This is a genomic window from Raoultibacter phocaeensis, from assembly GCF_901411515.1.
Taxonomy (GTDB): Bacteria; Actinomycetota; Coriobacteriia; order Coriobacteriales; family Eggerthellaceae; genus Raoultibacter; species Raoultibacter phocaeensis.
Genome location: NZ_CABDUX010000002.1, coordinates 948,533 through 964,268, shown reverse-complemented (window position 1 = coordinate 964,268; position 15,736 = coordinate 948,533). Strand labels below are relative to the sequence as shown.

The following is a 15,736-nucleotide window of genomic DNA, read 5'->3' as shown; positions in this document are numbered from 1 at the left end:
GTTACTGCTTCTTCTGGGACGGCTCGGATGCAGATTGCGATACTCGATCTGGGCCCGCTTGCAGCGATGCTTTGCCGGGCGGGCCCGCAACCGTGCCAGAGCCGCTTTCAAGGAGGTTCCATGGAGCGAGAGAACCGCATACAGCACCCGTCGATCCGCAACAACTACGGCACAGCGCGCTCGGATGCAGCTGCCCGTACTCAAACTCAGCGCCGATCTTCCCCCCGTCCTGCCACGCACGTCCCGAACTACACCCGTCGCCAGCCCGCATATGCCGCCCCCCACGCAACGAGGCGGCGCTCGCAAGCGCCCCTCCCCCCGACTGCGCGCGTGGCGCACGCGCATGCCGAGCCGCGTACTGCCGCATCGGCGCTCGTCGCGCTCGTGCTTGTAGCCGCCGTCGGGTTCGCCGCATGGTTTTCCTTCCAGGCAAGCCAAGGGGCGCTTCCCATAGCCGACGCAGCGGCGAGAAACGCATCCGGGACAGTCGAGAGCACGCCGAAATCGGAATGGGCCAAAGGCGAGATGCCGTATCTGTACCAAACCGACCCCGCCTGGTCAAGCGCGCGCTACGCTGAAAATAACTTCGGCGAGAGCGGCTGCGGACCCACCTGTATGGCTATGGTGTACGCGATGCTTACCGGTGCGACCGACAGAGACCCTGCGGCTATGGCGAAGCTCGCCGAACAAGGCGGGTACTCCAGCCCCGACGGCACCGCGTGGCTGTTCATGACCGAGGGGGCGGCCGCGCTCGGGCTCAATGCAACGGAGGTGCCCGCCGACGAGCAGAGCATGCGAAGGGAACTCGCCGCAGGACGCCCCATCATCGCGAGCATGGGTCCCGGTGACTTCACGAAAACGGGGCACTTCATCGTCATCTGCGACATTGACCTCAACAGCCAGCTTGTCATCCGCGACCCCAACAGCCCCGATCGCAGCGCCGTTTCATGGGATTTCGACACCATCCTCAGCCAATGCCGGGCGCTCTGGGGCTATTCGCTTGTATAATGATGAGCCGAAAATGAAACAATACGGCTGAGGAGCACCATGTACACCTACCATCCCCAAGGCGTTTGCCCGCGAGCCATCAACATCGAGCTCGACGGCGATACCGTACGTCATGTCGATTTCGAAGGAGGATGCAACGGCAACCTCAAGGCAATCTCGAAAGTCGTGGAGGGCATGAACGTCGACGAGGTCGCCGAGCTGTTTGCGGGAAACACGTGCGGCCGCAAGCCCACCTCGTGCGTCGATCAGCTTGTGAAAGGCCTTCGCCAGGCTCAGGGGCTCTAGACCGACGTTGCCCGAAGCGTCTACCGCTGCCTGCTAGCGCGTACGCTACGCGAACAAGCCGCTCGTGAACAGAAATTGGAGCGATTTAAGGTTCGTCCCGACGTGTTCGCGTATCCAGCTTTGGCAGAACTGCAGAACCGAAAACGCCGTCGAGAGGTCCATCTTTTGCGACTCAACCTGATCGAACGTCGAAACCAAGAGCACGTTCGCCCAGGCGCAGGTCTCCGAATGCAAGCGCACCGTCTCGTAGTTCGAGGCGCACGAAGAGCAGATGGCTCCCCCCTCGGCATACGAGACGAACAACGTCGTGTGCGCTTGAGCGAGATTGACGTCCCTTCCGCAGCACACGCAGGTTGCAAGGCTCGGTTTGAACCCCGAAAACGCCATAGTCTTCAACAGGGTCGCAGCGGTGAGAGCGGGAACCTGCGCCGCTTCGGCGAGGTCGAGATGGTCGAGCGCCGCTTCGGTCAGATCGAACAGCCTTCTGTTCTCAAGGCCCAGCTGCGTTACGCGATCGAGCAGTTCGGCTGCACACGAGGCGCCGGCTGCATGCTCCATGCTTGTTCGCGTATGTTCGAACCCACGCACTAGCCGCGCCTCTTTGACGATATCGAGGCTTTTTCCCTGCGCAAGCAGAATATCCGCCACCGAATACAGCTCGAGGCGCGAGGCGAACGGGCTCGAGGGCTTGCGCGCGCCTTTCGCCACCGCACGTATCTGCGATCCGTCCTCGGCGAGCATGGTGAGAATCAAATCGCTTTCGCCGAGCTTCGTCTTACGAAGCACGATCACGCGAGACCTATACGTTGCCGACGACATCCGAGGCTACGAGATGCTTTCGATATCGTTCGAGTCGGTCCAGACTATGGTCACCGTACGCTGCTTCGACGAGCCGTACACGGTCTCGCCGTCGAGCATGGTAACCGCCCGTACCGTCACCGTGCTTTCGGTGGTGTTTCCGCCTTTGTACGCAGTCGAACCGTCGACCGATGCTATCTCGTAGGTGGTTGAGCCGATCGTAATCGTTCCCGCGCTTGCCAGATACTCGTTCGCAAGCCCGATGAGTTCGTTGGCCCGCGATTTAGCGACGTTGACGGCAACGTCGGTACCCGAAGGCACCGCCTCGCCTGCAGCGGGGTCGCATCCGATCACCGTTCCTTCGGGATCTTCAGCATACACGTAGGCGACGTAGCCGTTGTATCCCGCATCGGACAGCGCGGCGAGCGCTTCTGATTCCGACATGCCCGCAACATCGGGAATGCGGAACGCCTCAGCTACCGTCACGGTGATTTTGCTCGTGGAAAGCGCCTTCACGCCCGCTTCGGGATCGACCGAGAGCACCGTGCCTTCGGCCTCGTCCGATTTCTCGGTCACGAATTCGACGTTAGCAAGGCCCTCGGCGGCGAACGCCGATGCCGCTTCGTCTTGGGTCATGCCCACGACCGCCGGGATCGACCGTGCCGCGGCAACGTACAGGACGATCTCGGTGCCTTCCTCCATACGGCTGCCGCCCTGCGGGTCCATGAGCAGCACCGTACCCTCTTTGTCGTCCGACTTCTCGTCATGGGCGACGACGGTGAAACCGAGCGATTCGAGCGAGGATACCGCTTCTGTTTTCTGCATGCCCTCGACATCGGGTACCGTGCGCCCGCCCCAAAGCTCCATCGAATACGTGATCGCGGCGGCTGCAGCGCCGATGGCCAGCAAGACAACGAGGGCGATGACGACGAACTTCGCCTTGCCGCCCTTTTTCTTATCGGGCTCGCCGGGTGCTTTGAATTCCTTTTTCTTGGGCGATTCCTCGCCTTCTACCTTGGGCATCTCCATCGTATCGCCCGACTTCCAAGCAGGCGTCGGCGGCACGTACCCAGGTTCGACGAGAAACTCGTCGATGCCCCTCGTGTCCTGAATCTTCTTCGTGACACCGTCGGAGTCGGGATCGAACGTGTACGGTCCCCAATCGCCGTATTCGGGCTCTTCGCCTTCGTCGTCGATGGGGTCGAAATCGAATTCAGACTCGCCGTCGGGCCGCACGACATCATCCGCGGGTCGGCCGTCTGGCCCGGCGTTGATGCCGGGTATTCTAATATCGGGGATCTTCGAGGTATCCAGATCGTTGCGGACAGGCGCTCCGTCCGCCCGCTCGGGATCGACGGCAAGGCCTGCGATCTTGCCGCTGTCGGTAAGCGGCGACCCGCATTCGCTGCAGAACTTGGCCCCTGGTATGTTTTCAAAGCTGCATTTCGGACAAATCATGCATCGGCTCCCTTTTCAATTTACTCGGGAGTATTGTAGCCGAAACGCACGCGCTTGCCCACGGTAAGCCAGCCATTCGGCCTGCAGCTAGAAAAACGCCATGAATGCGATCGGGAAAGCGCGCGTCGCGAAAAGGTCCGCCGTCGTCCACGAAGCTTGTTCGCGGCCGAGCAGCCTGCGGATCGAGAAGCGAGCACAGCGCGCTATCAGGCAGCCGAGTAGGAGTACAGCGCTTTCGTCTGCCCGATGATCTGGTCTACATCCCAGGTTTTCTCGGAACGCTCGGCCGAATACGGATCGTTCACTACTGCGGTACCGTCATCGGAAAGCCCGGTGATCACGAAATAATGACCGCCTTCCGTGAAATCGCCAGGGCCCACGTTGCAAATTACCACGTTGCCGCTTGCAAGCGCTTCGCGCAGCGCATCGGCGCTTACGCCGATCTCAGTGCACGCAAGGCCCAGGCTCGTCGCTTCGTTCACGAGAAACGATGCGTCGGTTCCGTTGTACTGGGTCATGTATCCGCCGTTTTCAGCGCGGACGCCCATGTCGTAAGGACTGATGTCGTTTTGCCCGGTCAGGCCCATGTACACCATGGACAACGCCGTCGGACAGCACCCGGTGAGCGCGAACGTTGTTGAGGAGTACACGGTGTAGCCCCAGCGAGGGTCCCATTGGTACAGGCGGGGCACCGTTCCACTTTCAACGGCGTCGCCGAAGGCCTCGGCGCTTTCGGCGGGATAGGACTCGGGAAACCCTTTGACGAATCCCACGGCTGCGGGTTCTTCGACGGCGAGCTTGAGCAGCTTGTACTGCACCATGTCGCCGTCGATAGCGTAATCGGTCGCATGGTTGGCGATCCAAGCGATGTCTTCGCTCGATGCAGCCGCCTCTTCGAGGCTCGCCGCCAGATCTGCATCGAGTCCCTCAGGCAGGCTCACCGGCGTGGTCACCGCGCCTTCGCCGGCCTCGCCTTGGCTTTCGGTTTCCGCTTGCGGCGGCTGCGACGCCTGATCGGACGAGCAGCTGCTCACGCAGCTTGAAACGCCGAACGCAAGCATGATCAGCGCAGCCGCCACGATGATAAGGATGACGATGCCCCGCATGCCGAGCGAGGCGAAAAACCCGCCTGCCGCTTGCACAATGCGCCCGACGACCCCGGCAAGACCCTCCCTGCCCCCAGGTGCCGTATGCTCGCTTCTCCCCTCGTCTGCGCGTCCGCGCGAGGGGCGGGATTCGCGTGCAGCGGGCTGGTCATCGCCGCGCAGCCCTCGTTGCCGTCCCGATCCTGCGGACCGCCTTCCCTCTTCGGCCGCTATCCTGCCCTGCCGGGCGGCAAGTCGCTCACGCGCCCTTCGGCGGGCATCGTCGACATCGCCGTGCACCCGGTCGTCCATGGTCAGCCTACAATCCCTCGCCGTATCCGAAGCGGCGTATCTGGTTCAAATCGCGCCGCCAGTTCTTCTTCACCTTGACCGTGAGGTCCAAAAACACCTTGCAGCCCAGCAGCTGTTCGAGATCGTGGCGCGCTTGGATGCCGATCTGCTTGATGGCCGCCCCCCTCTTCCCGATGATCATGCCCTTCTGGCTGTCGCGCTCCACGTAGACGACCGCAAATATCCGGTAGAGATCCTTTGCGCGCACGTACTCGAGCTCTTCGGTGACCACGCCGATGGCGTGGGGTATCTCCTCACGAAAGCTTCTCAGTATCTTTTCCCTGATGAACTCGGCGATGATGACCTCAAGCGATTGGTCGGTATCCATGTCGTCGGGAAACCACTTCGGCCCTTCCGGCAAAAACCGCTCGACGAGATCCACGAATCCTTGGACGTTCTCGCCCGTTTCGGCCGAAACCTCCACGATGCCGTCCCATGCCGCGAGATCAGCCGCCAAGGCGCGCTGCCTCTCGATCTCCTCCGTCGAAGCCAGATCGGTCTTCGTGATGACGAGGATGCGTTTCGCCTTCGTTTTGCGAACGTGCTCGGCCACCCACTCGTCGCCCGTTCCGATAGGTTTGGATGCATCGACGAGCATCGCCACCACGTCGACGTCTTCGAGCGCCTTGAGCGCCGAGGTGTTCAGCTCTTCGCCGAGCGCATCGTGGGGCTTGTGCAGCCCCGGGGTGTCCACCATGACGAGCTGGAAATCGGGACGCGTGAGCACCGCGCGGAAGCGATGGCGCGTAGTCTGCGCCGTGTTCGACGTGATGGCGATCTTCTTTCCGATGACCGCGTTGATAAGCGTCGATTTACCCGCATTGGGCCTGCCGACGAGGGTGACGAATCCCGATCGAAACGGGATATCCGGCGTCTTTTCAGCATGATCTTGCATACGTGGCCTCCTACAGGCCCGCCCAGGCGGCGAGCGGGGGGATATAGACAAACAAAGCGACGACGACCGAGCCGACCGCGCTTACGAGCACGGCCCCCGCGGCGCAATCCTTGGCATGCTTTGCAAGCTCTGAGTACTCGGGCGAAGCAAGATCGACGATCGCTTCGAGCGCGGTGTTCATGCATTCCGCTGCGAATACGAGCGCGATGCAGATGGCGATGGCCGCCCAGCCGAGCGCATCGATGCCGAGCACCGCACCCAGGATCACGGCTACGATCGCAACGGCCAGATGGATTTTCATGTTGCGCTGCGTTTTGAACGCATGGGCGAAGCCGCATGTCGCACAGGTAAAGGCGCTTCCCAAGGGAAACCGCGTGCCCTGCGATTTGTCTTTTGCATTGCGGACGAACGCTTTGCGTACATCCCCCATGATGCACCCCTTGTTCTGACGTGTCGTTTACTGCGCTTGCGTATCGCCTTCGGTTTCGGTGACGCTCTGCGCCGTTTTGCGTGCGGTCCATTCCTCGAGGATCTCCGATTCGAGCGATTCCATCTTCTCGGCCTCGTCATCCTCGACATGGTCGTAACCGCACAGGTGCAGAAGGCCGTGGACCAAAAGCAAGCTGATCTCTTCTTCGAAGGTCGTCCCGAACTCCTTCGTCTGCCTGATAGCCACGTCGGGCGCAATCACCACATCGCCGAGCGCGAGCACGGCTTCTTCAACGCCGAACATAGCGGACAGATCTTCGTCGGGCCCATCGCATTCGAACGAGAGCACATCGGTCGGGCCGTCTTTGCCACGGTAGCGCTTGTTGAGCTCGGCAATGGCCTCGTCGGTCACGAAGCTGATGGAAACCTCGGTGTTGAACGGCTTGTCCTCATGGGTGAGCACAAATACGGCCAACCCCTCGATGGGCAGCGTTTCAAGCTCTTCTTTCCGATGCTGGTAATCGATTTGGATATCCATTGCCTATCGCTTCCTTTCGGCGGAGTCGTATGCGGCGACGATGGCGGCCACAAGCGAATGGCGCACCACGTCTTTGCCGGTGAAATCGCAAAACGTGATCCCGGCGATATCTTCGAGTATGGTTCTTACCTGCTTGAGTCCCGAAACGCCCCGCGGAAGGTCGAGCTGCGTGACATCTCCGGTGACGACCATCTTCGAGCCGAATCCGAGGCGCGTGAGGAACATTTTCATCTGCTCGGGGGTAGTGTTCTGCGCCTCGTCGAGGATGATGAAGCTGTCGTTCAAGGTGCGCCCGCGCATGAACGCAAGCGGAGCGATTTCGATGACGCCGCCTTCGATGAGCTGGTTCGCTTTTTCCATATCGGTCATATCGAACAGCGCGTCGTAGAGCGGGCGGATGTACGGATCGACCTTCTCGGTTAGCGTTCCCGGCAGAAAACCGAGGCTCTCTCCCGCTTCGACGACGGGACGCGTGAGAATGATGCGGCCCACCTCTTTGCGCTTAAGCGCCGCCACGGCCATCGCCATAGCGAGATAGGTTTTACCCGTGCCCGCAGGACCGATGCCGAACGTGATCGTGCTTTCACGGATCGCATCGACGTAGCGCTTCTGTCCGGCCGTCTTCGGCCGGATGGCGCGCCCGCGGTACGTGAGCAGGATGTCTTCGCGCAACGCCTGCGGCGCGAATTCCGCTGTATGGAGCAGATCGATGGCGTGTCGCACGTATTCGAGCGTCGGATCGTTTCCGCCCTCCACCATCTTGATCATGTCGGAGAACAATGCGGTGAGCGATTGCACTTCGAGCGGATCGCCCGAAAGCTCGATCGTGTTGCCACGCACGGTGATGCGCGCATGGAACGCGTCTTCGATCGCATGGAGCAGGGTATCCGCTTCGCCGACGATGCGAGCCATGCTCACGTTATCGGGTGCGGTCAGGGTAATTTGCGTTTGGTCTGTCATAAACTCATTGTACCATGCGCCTTTTGCGCGCACAGCGACGTAACCAAACCGACACCGCGCGAAACGCGTCGCAAACCCGCGCAGCCAAGCCCTGCAGCGTGTTGCATGCCGCACGGGCCGCCTGAGGCCGCGATGCACGGGCCGCTCAAAACGCTCAGGGCCGACCGCGCTTTTATCTACACTATCTGTATCTTTTTTTGCTCTTTGGGCCTTCGTTTCAGTACAAAATGACGGTTGCGAATGATCTTTTTCAAGAATATAAAATATGGTCTATTTTGTGATCAGGTACGTTCTGTATCTTCTCTATTTTAGCGATCACGGAAGTATGAAATAACCGTTCGCAACCGTCATTTTGTACTGAAAAAGATGGGAAACGCGCGGATTTTAAGTGCACCGCTGCTGCGCGATGCACTGCATGCGAATCTGCGGTTTACCGAGACGGTAGATTCGCGGCTTCGGGAATCCTCATCGCGACGAGGCTGCCGGGGACCGCTTCGGGGGGCACGGGGATCTCAAAATAGCTTTCGGTCATGCCCTTGCCTCGCGTTTCAACCAGCACGCGCTCGACGGTGCCGATGCGCGCGCGATAGGCCTCATCGCGCAAATGCGCGCCAAGTTCGGAGAGCTCTGCTGCCCGCGAGGCCTTCACCTGCGGATCGACCTGGTCGGGCCAAGCAGCCGCGGGGGTGCCCGCGCGCTTCGAGTACGGAAACACGTGAATCTTGGAGAAGCGGCAGCGGCGCGCTGCAGCGAGCGTCTCCCTGAAATCCTCCTCGGTTTCTCCGGGGAATCCGACGATGACGTCGGTCGAGAGCGAAAGGCCCGGCATAGCCCCGTACAATCGCTCGACCAGCTCGCAGAACCACTCTGCCGTATACGGCCGCGCCATCCGTTTGAGAACGCGGGTACTTCCCGACTGCAACGGCAGATGGAGATGACGCGCGATGCGGCCGTCAGCACAAGCCATGAACCCGATAAGCCGATCGCTCACGTCCTTGGGCTCGATGCTCGAAATCCTGATCCTCGCGTCGTCGTTCGTAGCAAGCAGATGCTCAAGTAAACCGGACAAGTCAAAAGAACCGTCCCGATAGGTACCGAGGTTGATGCCCGACAGCACGACCTCCGATACGCCTGCTGCGACCAAGCGACGATACTCTGACTCTATCTCGGATGCGGGCCTGCTCCACGCGCGACCGCGCGCAACATGCACTATGCAGTACGTACAGGCGTTGTCGCACCCGTCCTGGACCTTGATGCCCACGCGCGTCGGGAATCCCTCGCCCACCCGGATCATGTCTTCGGGTACCAGCGAAGCGTTCCTTTCGCCTGCATCGCACGGCGGCAACCCTTCCGCACACCTCGGCATACTCTTCGGCCTGGAGCTTTCCCCGTGCGCATCGAGCGACATGAGCGCGGCTTCAAGCGAGGGGACGAGCGCGGCAAGCCCTTCGTGGGATTTCACCGCTTCGCCGAGTTCGAACTTGCCCGCTACGCTCACGCGAGCATCCATGGCTTTAAACGCATCGGGATCGATGGCGGCTGCGCAACCGGTCACCACCACGGCCGCTTGAGGATGATCTCGCAATGCGCGCCTGACCGCCTTGCGCGTCTTCTTCTCAGCCTCGCCGGTAACGGTGCAAGTGTTCACCACGGCAAGGTGGACGTCCTCGCTGCCCTCGCCCGCCGAAGCGGATTGGAACCCAAGCGCTTCGAGGGCGACAGCTAGGCTGTCCGATTCGACGCGGTTCACCTTGCAGCCCAGGTTGACGATCGCGAACCTCATCATGCGCTCCCGGATCGACCGGATGCGCTCGCCGAAACCGCTGACGAACGGATCATTGCAACCCCCCGAGCTCGTAGAGCACCAGCGCCGGGGCCACAAGCCCCGCCGTTTCAGTTCGCAAGATCGAGGGGCCGAGGCTCACGGTCGAGGCGAAGCGATTAGCCGCAGTGAGCCGAGCCGCCTCATGTTCGGTCAAGCCGCCTTCGGGCCCCACGACCACGACAACGCGCGCATCCTCGGGAAGCACCCCTTGGGCACCGAGCGCACCCGTAAGCGCCTCGCGGATCGAACCTGTCGAAGCTTCTTCCCAGCACACGAGCACGGCATGGGCGTTTCGGACGAGGTCGCATACCTCGCCAAGGCTCAGGGGAAGCGATACCTCGGGAACGTCGCGCTGCCCGCTTTGCATCGCCGCGCTCTTCGCGATGGATCGCCATCGCTGCGTTCGCGCTGCCGCCTTCTTCTCATCGAGCTTGACGATAGAGCGCTCGCATGAAAACGGCACGAACCCCGATACGCCTATTTCGGTCGCATGCCGGATGATATCGTCCATCTTGTCGCCTTTGGCGATGCCCTGCACGAGCACCACCGCAGACAGCGTGCGGTCGGCATCGAACTTCTGCGCGATTCGGACGGACAGCGCATCCTGATCGAGTGCAACCACCTCGCATTCGAAGTAGTCTTTCGCCGCATCAACCACCGCGATATGCTCGCCCGGCGACAAGCGGAGAGCGCGCGCATGCTTCACATCGTCGGGCGCGAGCCTCAGCGCGAACGCACCGAGCGCTTCGTGCGCGATCACCTGGTTGTCGAGAAAAAAGTGCGGAAGCGACATGGACGCTCGAGTCTAGTTGAACACGTCGCGAAGCTTCTGCAGCGGCGTGCGCTCTTCGGCAACCGAATCGCCCATCTCCTCGGCAAGCTGTTCGAGCAGTTCGCGTTCTTTCTTCGAAACTTTCTTGGGGATGACCACGTTCACGTGCACGTACATATCGCCCCGGTTCTCGCTCTTGAAACGCGGCATGCCGAATCCGCGGACGCGGACGACCTGCTCGTTTTGGCATCCTTCGGGAATGCGCACCTTGACGACTTCGTCCTCGAAAATGCCGTCGATCTCGATTTCGGCACCGAGCGTCGCCTGTACGATCGAAACGTTCGCGCGTGCATGGAGGTTGTCGCCGTCGCGCTCGAAGAACTCGTGGGGCTGGATGCGGCACGTGACGATGAGGTCACCCGCAAGGGCACCCTGCATGCCTGCCTCGCCGAAACCGGAGAGGCGCAGCTGCTGGCTATCGCGGATGCCCACCGGCACCTCTACCGTGACGCGCTGGCGGTCGGGCACGCGGCCCTGGCCTTCGCACTCGGGACAGGGGTTGTCGATGGTCGTACCCGTACCGCCGCAGGTCTTGCACGTCTGCGCCGTTTGCATATCGCCCAAAAACGTATGCTGCACGGTAACGACACGGCCGCGACCCTGGCAATCGGGGCAGGTGACCTCTTTGCCATCTGCGCCGAGGCCCGTTCCCTCGCAGTCGGGACACGGGGCGAGCCGATCGTACACGATCTCCTTCTTGGCTCCCGCAGCGACTTCCTCGAGCGTCAGGCGCAATCCCACGCCCATGTCGCGCCCTTCCTTGCGCGTGACGGCATGGCCACCCGCTCCGCCGAAGAACGAGCTGAACAGATCCCCCATGCCGAAGCCGCCGCCGAACAGATCCTCGAAGTCGACGTACTGGTATCCGCCGCCGCCTCCCCCCGCAGCGCCGGGGATCGTTCCGAAGCGGTCGTACTGGGCGCGCTTGTTCGGATCGCTCAGCACATCGTACGCCTCGTTGAGTTCTTTGAATCTATCCTCCGCATCGGGGGCTTTGTTGACGTCGGGATGGAGCTCCCGCGCCTGTTTGCGAAATGCTTTTTTGATCTCGTCTTCGCTCGCGTTTTTCGAGACGCCGAGCACCTCGTAGAGGTCTTTGGCCATTACCTTGGATACCTTTCTACCTTATCGTGAGCCGTCTTGCAGCACGCTCTGAGCGAGCCTGACCGCTTGTATGACTTTCGAATAATCCATGCGGGTCGGCCCGATGACGGCGACCACGCCGGCAGCATCGCCGCGTCCGTACTGGGTCGCAACCACCGAAACCCCCGAAAGCGCTTCGTCGTTGTTCTCGCGCCCGATCCTTACAAGCGGCCCCGAATCCGCAGCCGCATCGTCAAACACGTGGAGCAGCACCGCGTCATCCTCAAGTATCTGCATGATGGGCAAAAGCGTCTGCGAATGGCTGAATTCGGGCTGCTTCAGAAGCGTACTCACGCCGATACGGTGCGCCCGGCCCGTATCGCTTTCCTGCAAACAGTACATCACCTCGTCAAGCACGATCCGCACGAGCGGGTCGTTCAAGGCTTCGGCGGCTTCGAGGTCGATGCGGTCACGCACCTCGGTGATCGATTTTCCAGCGAAGACATCGTTCAGAAGGTTCTGCACGGCTGCCAGATCGTCGGATTCCACCGGATCGGCGAAATCGATCGAGCGGTTGAGCACTTGACCGTCTTCGGTGACGAGCACGATGAGCGCGCGATGGCGCGTAAGCGATACGAGCGATATCTGGCGGATATGCAGCGCAAGCACCGAAGGTGCCAGCACGATTGACAAACAGTCGGTCAGACGCGTGAGCGCCACCGACGTGCGCTCGATCAGATCGTCGAGCTCGCTTGCGCTCTTCTTGAGCTCCTCGATCGTATCGCTGTGGGGCAGCTGACCGGTAGCAAGTCCGCTTTCGAGCAGATCGTCGACGAACGCGCGGTAGCCGACGTCGGTGGGAATGCGTCCCGCAGACGTATGCGGCTGGATGATGTAGCCGGCATCTTCGAGCACGGATAGCTCGTTGCGCACCGTTGCGGGGCTCACACCCAGCTTGTAGCGCTCGACGAGCGTACGCGACCCGACCGGGAGAGCACGGGCGACGTACTCTTCGATAAGAGCGCTCAGCACTCGTTGCCGTCTGTCAGAGAGCACCGCTTAATCCTTCCCCATCGTGTCCGATACGAAGCCAACCACGTATTTTAGCAGCCTCGCACCAAGAGTGCTAATCAATCTTAGTAATTTTGGCGGATCTTGACGGAAGCACCATAGAGAAGCGCGCTCGAACGCGGATGCCGCAGATTCCAGCTCCCGCAGGCGCGCACGTGCGAGCATCCGCGGATGCTGCAGGGTACGCTACGGCACCTGTGCGCATACGTCTTATGGAGCCAGATCGAACAGGCGGCCGTAGAGCTCGTTTCCGCAGAGCCACCCCACAGTGGTCGGTCGGTACGCCCCTTCCGTATGCTCGGCGAGACCGGCATCCACAAGTCCCCGAAACGCAAGCAGCGCTTCGGGCAGCACAAGCGACGCCTCGCGCACCTCTTCGTCGCGCACGCCTTCGACCATGCGCATCTTGAGCATGAGATATTCGGCGCACATCTGTTTCCGATCGAGATCGTCGACCACCTGACCGTCCTGAACGCGCATGCGCCGCGCATCGTTTTGCGTCATGGTGACGGCCGAGGTGCCGATGCCGAGGTAGGGCTTGCCGGTCCAATAGGCGATGTTGTGGCGGCACGCGTATCCGGGCTTCGCATAGCTCGCCACTTCGTAGCGCGTAAATCCCGCAGGCCCGAGGACGCGCAGCGCCGCCTCCATCATCACAGCCTGCATATCTTCGAGAGGCTCTTCGAGCATCCCGGCTTCGACCAAACGTTCAAGCGGCGTGTTCTCTTCGACGGTGAGCGGATAGACGCTTACGTGGGACACGCCCGCCTCCACTGCAGATACGAGGTCGCGTTCGAAATCCTCGGGCGTCTGCCCGGGCAGTCCGCACATGAGGTCGATGCTCACGTTTTCGAATCGTGTCTGCGCGCACGCAATGGCGCGCTTCGCCGTTTGCGCATTGTGGACGCGGCCGAGCTTTTCCAGAAGAGCGTTATCGAAACTCTGCACGCCGATCGAGAGCCGATTCACGCCGAGCGCCCAGAGGTCTTTCACCATCGCCTCGGTAAGGCTTTCGGGGTTGGCCTCCATCGTACACTCCACCTCAGGCGTCAGATGCATCGAAGTGGACAGCGCGTACAGAAGCGCCGAGAGGTTCTTCATGCCGATATGGCTCGGCGTTCCGCCGCCGATGTAGACGGTCTCGATGCTGCCCAGCTTCTCTTCGCGCGACGCCCTTCGTATGTCGAGCACGAGCTGTTCGACATAGCGGGTGATTTCCGGATCATCGGCCGAAGCGGCGCTCGTGGCGAAATCGCAGTAGGCGCATCGCTGTTTGCAGAACGGTATATGCAGATAGAGAGCCTTATACGGATCGAACATCGTCGTCCCCTTCCAAAATGGCTTCCAAAAGCCCGTCGAACACGCGATCGAAATTGGCGAGCGTCGTGCACGTGTTGATCGCACGCCGCGCGGCCGCTGCATGCGGAAGACCCGCCAAGTACCACATCGCGTGTTTGCGCATGCGCACGATGGAACGTTCGTCGCGCTCGGCAAGCAGCCGCGCATGACGGCGAGCCATGGCAATCCGGGCCTCGAACCCCGGCGCTTCGGGACGCGCCGTTTTGTTCATCGCCGCCTTGATATCGGCGAACACCCACGGATTTCCCTCGGCAGCGCGTGCCACCATAACGGCGTCGCACCCGGTTTGCTCGACCAGGCGAAGCGCATCGCTTCCGCCTCTCACATCGCCGTTGCCGATGACCGGAATGGAAACCGCGCGCTTCACCTGCGCGACAACGTCCCAATCGGCGCTTCCCTTGTAGTACTGCATCGCATAGCGGCCGTGCACCGCAACAGCCGACGCCCCCGCCTCTTCGGCCATGACCGCAAACGGCACGGCAAGCTCTTCGCCCACTGCGTATCCGCGCCTGAACTTGCAGGTGACGGGCACGGCTACCGCCGAGGTAACGGATTCGATGATGGCGCGGGCCGTCTCGGGCGTGCACATGAGCTTGCTGCCGTCGCCTTTCGAGACGATCTTGCGAGCGGGACATCCCATGTTGATATCGAGGTAGGCGAGCGCGCTTCCCATGATGCGCTCGATCCAAGCCGCCTCTTCGGCCATGACGGCAGGTTCGTGGCCGAACAGCTGCACCGCAACCTGCGCCTCCCCGTCTGCCCGGTCGAGCAAGCGACGGGTTTTCTCGTTCGCGTAGGAAAGACCCTTGGCAGACACCATCTCGGTGTACGTCAGATCGGCCCCCTGTTCGAGGCAGAGTGTGCGAAATGCCGTGTCGGAAACGCCCGCCATAGGGGCAAGCAGAACCTTATGGGTTTCGAAGAACCCGTGCAGGGAAGGCGTCATCGGGCGTATGCGTTCGTCCTACGCGCTCGGCGCAGACCCGATCCAGATAACCGGGCTCGTCCGTTCGAGCTCGGGCGGCTCTTTGGCGGCGTAACCGAGCGCAGCCATCCCGTGCACCTCGTAGTCTTCGGGAACACCGAGCTCGGTAAGATGGGCGCGCACTGCGGGGATTTCGCAGAGGCCCTGGAGTTGGTTGATCCAGACGCTTCCGATGCCGAAGCTCTGGGCAGCGAGCATGATGTTCTCCATCGCGCACCCGTCGTCTTCGCGGCCGAACGGCGCATCCTTCTTATGCGCGACCATGATGAGCGCTTGGGGCTTGTACATGTCGTAGGTGGCCCTGCCCATCGCCTCGCCGATGACCGCCGCAAGCTTCGCCGTACGATTGCGGTCCTCGATGACGAAGAACATCCATTCCTGGCGATTGTTCGCCGACGGGGCGTGCTTCGCGCAGATCGCGATAGTCTCGAGCTCGTCGTGCGGCAGCGGCTTGTCGACAAACGATCTGATCGACCGCCGTGCAAGCACCGTCTCAACCGTGCTATTCGTTTTCATGAGCGCCCTTTCCGCTGTTCGCCCCGATGTGCGGGCAGGTCCTATCCGGTATACACGTCGGTGAGCGCTCCGAGGCTTCCGATGAGGAAGAACCCGAGCACCCCGATCAACACCACAACCAGAACGAGCGCGACGAGAGCGGGACCCGTGCATCCGCTTCGGGGCTTCTGGTTCTTTTTCTCGTCGAACGGATCGTCGAGCCAATCGTAGTCTTGTTCGTGCTTCCGTGCCATAAAACTCGCTTTTCGTATCGTTCGC

The 15,736-nt window shown here is 61.4% G+C and carries 17 protein-coding genes; 2 read left to right on the top strand and 15 right to left on the bottom strand.

Annotated features, from left to right (window positions below):
- The first annotated feature begins 120 nt into the window (after positions 1-120).
- The gene (locus FJE54_RS16340) at positions 121-1,008 is read left to right on the top strand and encodes a C39 family peptidase (RefSeq protein ID WP_255467414.1); all 888 of its coding nucleotides are present in this window, start codon (positions 121-123) and stop codon (positions 1,006-1,008) included.
- Positions 1,009-1,047: 39 nt separating this feature from the next.
- Positions 1,048-1,293: a TIGR03905 family TSCPD domain-containing protein gene (locus tag FJE54_RS11895; RefSeq protein ID WP_139652980.1), complete on the top strand. Its 246-nt coding sequence runs from the start codon at positions 1,048-1,050 to the stop codon at positions 1,291-1,293.
- Positions 1,294-1,338: 45 nt separating this feature from the next.
- Here the strand turns inward: FJE54_RS11895 and recO are convergent, their stop codons facing one another.
- The 15 genes from recO to FJE54_RS11820 all read right to left on the bottom strand — a co-directional run bounded on the left by recO (position 1,339) and on the right by FJE54_RS11820 (position 15,711).
- Positions 1,339-2,112 (bottom strand): DNA repair protein RecO, encoded by a 774-nt coding sequence (gene recO, locus FJE54_RS11890; protein ID WP_139652979.1) that lies wholly within the window; start codon positions 2,110-2,112, stop codon positions 1,339-1,341.
- 6 nt (positions 2,113-2,118) lie between these two features.
- Positions 2,119-3,549: a PASTA domain-containing protein gene (locus FJE54_RS11885; RefSeq protein WP_139652978.1), complete on the bottom strand. Its 1,431-nt coding sequence runs from the start codon at positions 3,547-3,549 to the stop codon at positions 2,119-2,121.
- A 206-nt stretch (positions 3,550-3,755) separates the two neighbouring features.
- A complete protein-coding gene (locus FJE54_RS11880; protein WP_139652977.1) occupies positions 3,756-4,946 on the bottom strand; it encodes a C39 family peptidase in 1,191 nt (396 codons plus the stop codon).
- Between the two features lie 7 nt (positions 4,947-4,953).
- Positions 4,954-5,880 (bottom strand): GTPase Era, encoded by a 927-nt coding sequence (gene era, locus FJE54_RS11875; protein WP_139652976.1) that lies wholly within the window; start codon positions 5,878-5,880, stop codon positions 4,954-4,956.
- Between the two features lie 10 nt (positions 5,881-5,890).
- Positions 5,891-6,310: a diacylglycerol kinase family protein gene (locus tag FJE54_RS11870; RefSeq protein ID WP_139652975.1), complete on the bottom strand. Its 420-nt coding sequence runs from the start codon at positions 6,308-6,310 to the stop codon at positions 5,891-5,893.
- 27 nt (positions 6,311-6,337) lie between these two features.
- On the bottom strand, positions 6,338-6,847 hold the full coding sequence (gene ybeY / locus FJE54_RS11865; protein WP_139652974.1) for an rRNA maturation RNase YbeY: 510 nt from the start codon (positions 6,845-6,847) through the stop codon (positions 6,338-6,340).
- 3 nt (positions 6,848-6,850) lie between these two features.
- A complete protein-coding gene (locus FJE54_RS11860) occupies positions 6,851-7,807 on the bottom strand; it encodes a PhoH family protein (RefSeq protein ID WP_139652973.1) in 957 nt (318 codons plus the stop codon).
- 430 nt (positions 7,808-8,237) lie between these two features.
- A complete protein-coding gene (gene mtaB / locus FJE54_RS11855) occupies positions 8,238-9,593 on the bottom strand; it encodes a tRNA (N(6)-L-threonylcarbamoyladenosine(37)-C(2))-methylthiotransferase MtaB (protein ID WP_439653135.1) in 1,356 nt (451 codons plus the stop codon).
- 49 nt (positions 9,594-9,642) lie between these two features.
- Positions 9,643-10,425: an RsmE family RNA methyltransferase gene (locus FJE54_RS11850; RefSeq protein WP_139652972.1), complete on the bottom strand. Its 783-nt coding sequence runs from the start codon at positions 10,423-10,425 to the stop codon at positions 9,643-9,645.
- Positions 10,426-10,437: 12 nt separating this feature from the next.
- The gene (dnaJ, locus tag FJE54_RS11845; protein ID WP_139652971.1) at positions 10,438-11,568 is read right to left on the bottom strand and encodes a molecular chaperone DnaJ; all 1,131 of its coding nucleotides are present in this window, start codon (positions 11,566-11,568) and stop codon (positions 10,438-10,440) included.
- Between the two features lie 21 nt (positions 11,569-11,589).
- Positions 11,590-12,603, bottom strand: a complete 1,014-nt coding sequence (gene hrcA / locus FJE54_RS11840) for a heat-inducible transcriptional repressor HrcA (protein WP_139652970.1) — start codon at positions 12,601-12,603, stop codon at positions 11,590-11,592.
- 225 nt (positions 12,604-12,828) lie between these two features.
- Complete coding sequence (gene hemW, locus FJE54_RS11835) at positions 12,829-13,938, bottom strand: radical SAM family heme chaperone HemW (protein ID WP_139652969.1); 1,110 nt, start codon at positions 13,936-13,938, stop codon at positions 12,829-12,831.
- Entirely contained in the window at positions 13,922-14,923 is a 1,002-nt protein-coding gene (gene dusB, locus FJE54_RS11830) for a tRNA dihydrouridine synthase DusB (protein WP_139652968.1), read from the bottom strand. The genes hemW and dusB overlap by 17 nt, the downstream gene beginning before the upstream one ends.
- An 18-nt stretch (positions 14,924-14,941) precedes the next feature.
- Positions 14,942-15,478 (bottom strand): nitroreductase family protein, encoded by a 537-nt coding sequence (locus FJE54_RS11825; RefSeq protein WP_139652967.1) that lies wholly within the window; start codon positions 15,476-15,478, stop codon positions 14,942-14,944.
- 41 nt (positions 15,479-15,519) lie between these two features.
- A complete protein-coding gene (locus FJE54_RS11820; protein ID WP_139652966.1) occupies positions 15,520-15,711 on the bottom strand; it encodes a hypothetical protein in 192 nt (63 codons plus the stop codon).
- Positions 15,712-15,736: the final 25 nt, after the last annotated feature.

Bases quoted from the DNA above. Each gene is read 5' to 3' on its own strand.
- FJE54_RS16340 (WP_255467414.1), top strand. From the start codon at position 121: ATGGAGCGAGAGAACCGCATACAGCACCCGTCGATCCGCAACAACTAC.
- FJE54_RS11895 (WP_139652980.1), top strand. From the start codon at position 1,048: ATGTACACCTACCATCCCCAAGGCGTTTGCCCGCGAGCCATCAACATC.
- recO (WP_139652979.1), bottom strand. From the start codon at position 2,112: ATGTCGTCGGCAACGTATAGGTCTCGCGTGATCGTGCTTCGTAAGACG.
- FJE54_RS11885 (WP_139652978.1), bottom strand. From the start codon at position 3,549: ATGATTTGTCCGAAATGCAGCTTTGAAAACATACCAGGGGCCAAGTTC.
- FJE54_RS11880 (WP_139652977.1), bottom strand. From the start codon at position 4,946: ATGGACGACCGGGTGCACGGCGATGTCGACGATGCCCGCCGAAGGGCG.
- era (WP_139652976.1), bottom strand. From the start codon at position 5,880: ATGCAAGATCATGCTGAAAAGACGCCGGATATCCCGTTTCGATCGGGA.
- FJE54_RS11870 (WP_139652975.1), bottom strand. From the start codon at position 6,310: ATGGGGGATGTACGCAAAGCGTTCGTCCGCAATGCAAAAGACAAATCG.
- ybeY (WP_139652974.1), bottom strand. From the start codon at position 6,847: ATGGATATCCAAATCGATTACCAGCATCGGAAAGAAGAGCTTGAAACG.
- FJE54_RS11860 (WP_139652973.1), bottom strand. From the start codon at position 7,807: ATGACAGACCAAACGCAAATTACCCTGACCGCACCCGATAACGTGAGC.
- mtaB (WP_439653135.1), bottom strand. From the start codon at position 9,593: ATGATGAGGTTCGCGATCGTCAACCTGGGCTGCAAGGTGAACCGCGTC.
- FJE54_RS11850 (WP_139652972.1), bottom strand. From the start codon at position 10,425: ATGTCGCTTCCGCACTTTTTTCTCGACAACCAGGTGATCGCGCACGAA.
- dnaJ (WP_139652971.1), bottom strand. From the start codon at position 11,568: ATGGCCAAAGACCTCTACGAGGTGCTCGGCGTCTCGAAAAACGCGAGC.
- hemW (WP_139652969.1), bottom strand. From the start codon at position 13,938: ATGTTCGATCCGTATAAGGCTCTCTATCTGCATATACCGTTCTGCAAA.
- dusB (WP_139652968.1), bottom strand. From the start codon at position 14,923: ATGACGCCTTCCCTGCACGGGTTCTTCGAAACCCATAAGGTTCTGCTT.
- FJE54_RS11825 (WP_139652967.1), bottom strand. From the start codon at position 15,478: ATGAAAACGAATAGCACGGTTGAGACGGTGCTTGCACGGCGGTCGATC.
- FJE54_RS11820 (WP_139652966.1), bottom strand. From the start codon at position 15,711: ATGGCACGGAAGCACGAACAAGACTACGATTGGCTCGACGATCCGTTC.